At 36.5% G+C, this 4494-nt stretch carries 4 protein-coding genes; all 4 read left to right on the top strand.

What is annotated here, in order from left to right:
- The first annotated feature begins 596 nt into the window (after positions 1–596).
- The 4 genes from OZD61_RS03520 to OZD61_RS03505 all read left to right on the top strand — a co-directional run bounded on the left by OZD61_RS03520 (position 597) and on the right by OZD61_RS03505 (position 4462).
- Positions 597–1880 (top strand): hypothetical protein, encoded by a 1284-nt coding sequence (locus tag OZD61_RS03520; RefSeq protein ID WP_274979869.1) that lies wholly within the window; start codon positions 597–599, stop codon positions 1878–1880.
- A gap of 272 nt (positions 1881–2152) precedes the next feature.
- Positions 2153–2341: a hypothetical protein gene (locus OZD61_RS03515; protein WP_274979868.1), complete on the top strand. Its 189-nt coding sequence runs from the start codon at positions 2153–2155 to the stop codon at positions 2339–2341.
- 32 nt (positions 2342–2373) lie between these two features.
- Positions 2374–3780, top strand: a complete 1407-nt coding sequence (locus OZD61_RS03510; RefSeq protein WP_274979867.1) for a hypothetical protein — start codon at positions 2374–2376, stop codon at positions 3778–3780.
- The gene (locus OZD61_RS03505; protein WP_274979866.1) at positions 3743–4462 is read left to right on the top strand and encodes a hypothetical protein; all 720 of its coding nucleotides are present in this window, start codon (positions 3743–3745) and stop codon (positions 4460–4462) included. Before OZD61_RS03510 ends, OZD61_RS03505 begins: the two co-directional genes overlap by 38 nt.
- Positions 4463–4494: the final 32 nt, after the last annotated feature.

Genomic DNA, 4494 nt, shown 5'->3' with positions numbered 1-4494 from the left:
TCGATACAACTAGAAGCCTGACGCTCACACTCGAGCCTCCTGAGCAAATCTTGTCTGGTGAGCTCCTCTACGCACTGCCTCTATTGTCTGATATAGCTAAAGTGACTTACGATAATTTGAAAAACAAAAATTCGTCATTCCGCTACTTGTTAGCGGAATCTATACCGCGAATGAATCGCGGTATGACGTAGGACTGCTGTCATCCCAGTGCGTGACACTGGGATCTCGTTCCTTAACTTTATAGTGTAAATTATTTCAAATTGTGTCTAGCTGCAAGTATAATAATTTCCATTTATAGACAAAGTATGTTACAAACGTTGTGCCAAAGAGTATAATAAAATCTATATCAAATACTTTACAAGAAAAAGTGGGATAGAGGCAAAAGCAAATATTAATAAGGATAATTTAAGAAAAGCGCATGCTAGAGTTTGAAGAAGCCGTAAAGATAAAGATATTATTGAAAGGTTAAATAGCACATGATATAATATATATATAGTGTAAAAATGTAAATAATTTTATTGACATCTTTACATTAATAGTTCTTAAATATTTAGTACTGTAGAATTAAATTATTAAGTTTTATGAAGGAAGTAAAAATGGTGGAAAGCTTTTCAGGTAACAACAAAGGCAGTAATTTTATTGAGGAGGCAAAAATAATGGAAAATTTTTCAGATAATAACGAAAACGGTAGCTCAATCTTCCAAGGAAAAATCAGGGAGCAAGATTTCTCTGCAGAGCAGAAGCTAAATGAACTAAAAGCAGCCATAGAGGAGCTCACCAGACAAGATTTGCTCAGGAGGCTCGAGTGTGAGCGTCAGGCTTCTAGTTGTATCGATGAAATATCATCTCAAGCAGAGCTACATATCGGAGAAGGTGATGATGAGGATTACTTCACTTGTGAAAAAGGAAGAGTACTCGGAGATTTCTGGAATTTCTTTGAATCTCTCTTTACCCTTTTTGAAGTAGATGTAGATGATCCGAAAATCTACCAAATGCTCAAGGAGAAGAAAGAAAAAAACCTGATTGCTGCGATAATGAAGTTTTTGCGTGATAAGCTTAAGGAGTTAATCAAGAAGATTTTTGCACGCGATTTAAGTTTCAATCAGAGGTTGGACAAAGAGATAAAAGAATTGCAGGAGAAATTAGGCAGAGGTGAGTTATCAGAAGAAGAGTTTGCAAGGGCGTTAGAAAGATTAACTGCATTGCAAGATCTGAAACTCAGGTTACAAATGGCCGTTGTCGGATGGATTGTTACAATGTTCGCAGAGATGTTTGGAGTTGAGTTGGCGGCTGCGGTAGAGGCATCTACAGAAGAAGAAGACAAAAAAGCAGAAAAAACATCATTAGAAGCAATTAAAGAAGTTCATAAAGACGTAGAAATCAAGGTAGATGAAAGAGAAGAACCTAAAGTGCCAGTTTCCCTTTTTGAAGTTTCACCCGAATTTGTAAGGCCAGTCCCTCTGAGCAAACCAGAGCTTGATCTTTTACCAAAGCCTATAATGCCTTCCATATTTAAGGAGGTTATAAACAATGAGAACCGCGAGGAAACAAAACCAAAAATGGAAGAAGAGAAAAAAGCAAAACCTGAGGAACCGAAGGAAGAGGTGTGTCTACCGAAATCTGCGGAGAAGATGCCTGAAGCAAAGAAGCCAAGAGCGATAATGAAGAAAGCAGGTTTCAACTCTGATAATGTGACAGGAGAGGAAAAAGCAAAGTTGGGTAATTGTAATATGCAAGCTAATGCTAGTGCTGAGCACAAACCTCATCATAATCCTGCGAGTGATGCTCAACCACCAAAAAGATTGATTGATGGTGTAAAAGTTAATAATCATGTGGATTCAATAGGAAAGGCACCAGAAAAAGCACCATCGAGGGGATAGCTAGTGTTAGCTTCAGATGACAAAAAAGACTGGATCCCAGTGTCTGGGCACTGGGATGACAAGAAAAAGAGGTACTGGTATGACATTAAAGAGTAGGGATTGATGGCAAAGAGAAATACAGGTGTCATTCCAGCGCGTGACGCTGGAATCTAGAAAACTGAATTTTGTGAAAAAGAGTGAATAAAAATTTTTGAAAAAAAATATAAAAAAGTGCTTGCACTTAATTTTATTTTTAGTAGACTGGTTGCATAATATTTTTACTGGAGGGTAACATGCCAAGATATGTTGATGATTACGTTAAACCAAAATATGGTGATGATACTAAACCAGGAGGGGGAAAAGCTGACTTAAGCAAAATGGACCCAAAAAGGATTGATGATTTTAGTAAATTCTGGAAACAGAAGGAAGAAGAGAGAAAGAAGCAAAATCAATCTAGTGGTCAAGGTAGTAGTAAAAGTTAAAAGTCTATGCTGATTTAAATAGGAGGGGTGTTATGCCTGAAAATGGAATGACTGAGAAATTGATTACAGCATTTAACGCTGATAATCTTTTTTATAATGCTGTTAATACTAATTTAACTTTAGAAGGAGGTACATCGGGGGATTGTATTGTCATTAAATTTGATAAAGACATGGATTATAAACGGGGCATGAGTTATATGAAAAGCCTTAAGGAAAAATTAATAAAAAGGTTTTTTATAACTGAAGATGATGCAGGTATAGCTTTTGATATGAGATCTTTTCCATTTAATTTAACAGAAGGAAAATTGCAGCCTAGCAAGGAAGGTATAAAATATGTAGTTCCAGTAAGTGAAGGTACAATTCTTAACTTAAAATGCTACTTAATGTTTTCATTTGCAAAAGACATTGGAAAAAAACTTGGAGAGATTTTTGGAGTAGAATATATAGATAATTCATTTGGATATGCGGAATTTGACCACAAGTATTATCTATATTGCATGTACTGTGAGGATAAAGAAGTAAGGGATAAGTTTGTAGAGTTATTTCAGTCAGATATTACAAGCTATAATAATGTTTCTTCTGAACTCTTTGACGTCGAAGGTGATTATGTATATATTAAGGATGTATTCAAAAATAATATTCCACTTATTGATAGAATGATAGAGCGTAGTTTTTGGCTTGAGGGGCGTTACCTCCAAGTTCCTAGCAGTGAGAATAAGTATGTTGAATCAATGAAGCACAGAATAGTTAGTCTAATCAATGCTAAATCAAGTATTCAATTTTACCATACCTTTTGTGCATCTTATTTAGATAGTAAAGAAAATTCAGTTTTTATACCTATTGTGCCAAGTGCTGACGGGAGCTTTAGGTTTCTAACTCAAAAAGAGGCAAAAAATATCGATAAAGTATTTGGTTGTTCTGTATTGCATAATATTGATGGGTGTATCACTGAGAAACAGTTAGTGGAATTGTTAGGAGAAGATTGTGTGAAAGGGATATATGGCATAAATTTTTATGATAAGGAAACCTCACGCTGTGTAATGAGTAAGGTAATACAAGAGTCTGTAATCAACAAAGACCATGAATTGTCCATTGATCCTGGGCTTCGTTTTCAAGCATTGTCGCCTGCACAGTCGCCACTCAATTCTCCTACACATGCAGGACCGAGTGGACTAAGAACACCGCCCAAACAAAGGCAAGAAGACAGAGATAGTGGTATTGGTGAGTCACCTCCACAACTTAAGGATTCTGCTGCACGTTCTCCAAGTGGTGATCCAAGATCATCGGTTGAGCAGGTACAGACACAGAGGTTGCCCACGCGGAGTCAGGATGGAGCATTAGAGGGGCCTCCCAGGCAATGGTCGGAAAGAGAGGGAGGAAAAGGGGGGGCTGTTTCAGTTGGTGCCGGGGAAAATAGATTCAAGTCAATCCACTGGTGATCAATCACAGCTATCTTTAGGTGCTGGTGAAGGTATGCTAACAGGGGATAATATTCCGGATCAGAAAAGATCATCATCGATTCCTTCTCCTATAGCATGGAATGATTCAACATTCTTAAATCCTGAGGTTTCTAATGAGGAACCTGAAAAACAGCAAGTTACTAAGGAAAAGGAAGAAGAAAAGTTGTTTAAAGAATTGCTTTATTGGTTTAACTTAAATAATTATGCTTTGGATCCTCCTCATACTAACTTTATTGCAGAAAATGAGAAGATTGCTAGTTTAATTGATGATGGTGTTGATGTAAAAGAATATTTACAGGAGATAATAGGTAAAACGAAAGAAGAGTATCGTGTCAATAAGGAAGAAGCCTATGATCTCAATGAGTTTCCATTTCAATTTCTTTCTAATTGTGAGAAAAACCAAGAAACAACAGTTGTTGCTAATATAAGTCGTGGTGCCTTACTTAACTTAAAAGAACTTTTTAATCGGAAGCGTGAGGGAAAAGTAGAAGTAAAAGATATCGACATTAACATCGTCGAAAAGGCAGTGAAATCTGAAAAGGACGAAAGGGTAAGTTTTCAGGTGCAAGAACATGGGTTATCCCCTGAAAAAGTAATTAAAACCTGTTATCCCGATGAAAGCGTATTAGAACCTGTTAAGGATCTCGAAAATATGAGGTAAAATAAGCATAGTTAAGAAAGAGGTATATCTAT

It is taken from the genome of Wolbachia endosymbiont of Drosophila bocki (genome assembly GCF_028982005.1).
Classification (GTDB): Bacteria; Pseudomonadota; Alphaproteobacteria; order Rickettsiales; family Anaplasmataceae; genus Wolbachia; species Wolbachia pipientis.
Note: the sequence above shows the minus strand (reverse complement) of the source record. Positions and strands in the feature narration are given on the sequence as shown.

What these genes read in the sequence shown, in the direction of transcription:
- OZD61_RS03520 (WP_274979869.1), top strand. Translation starts at nt 597, where the DNA reads ATGGTGGAAAGCTTTTCAGGTAACAACAAAGGCAGTAATTTTATTGAG.
- OZD61_RS03515 (WP_274979868.1), top strand. Translation starts at nt 2,153, where the DNA reads ATGCCAAGATATGTTGATGATTACGTTAAACCAAAATATGGTGATGAT.
- OZD61_RS03510 (WP_274979867.1), top strand. Translation starts at nt 2,374, where the DNA reads ATGCCTGAAAATGGAATGACTGAGAAATTGATTACAGCATTTAACGCT.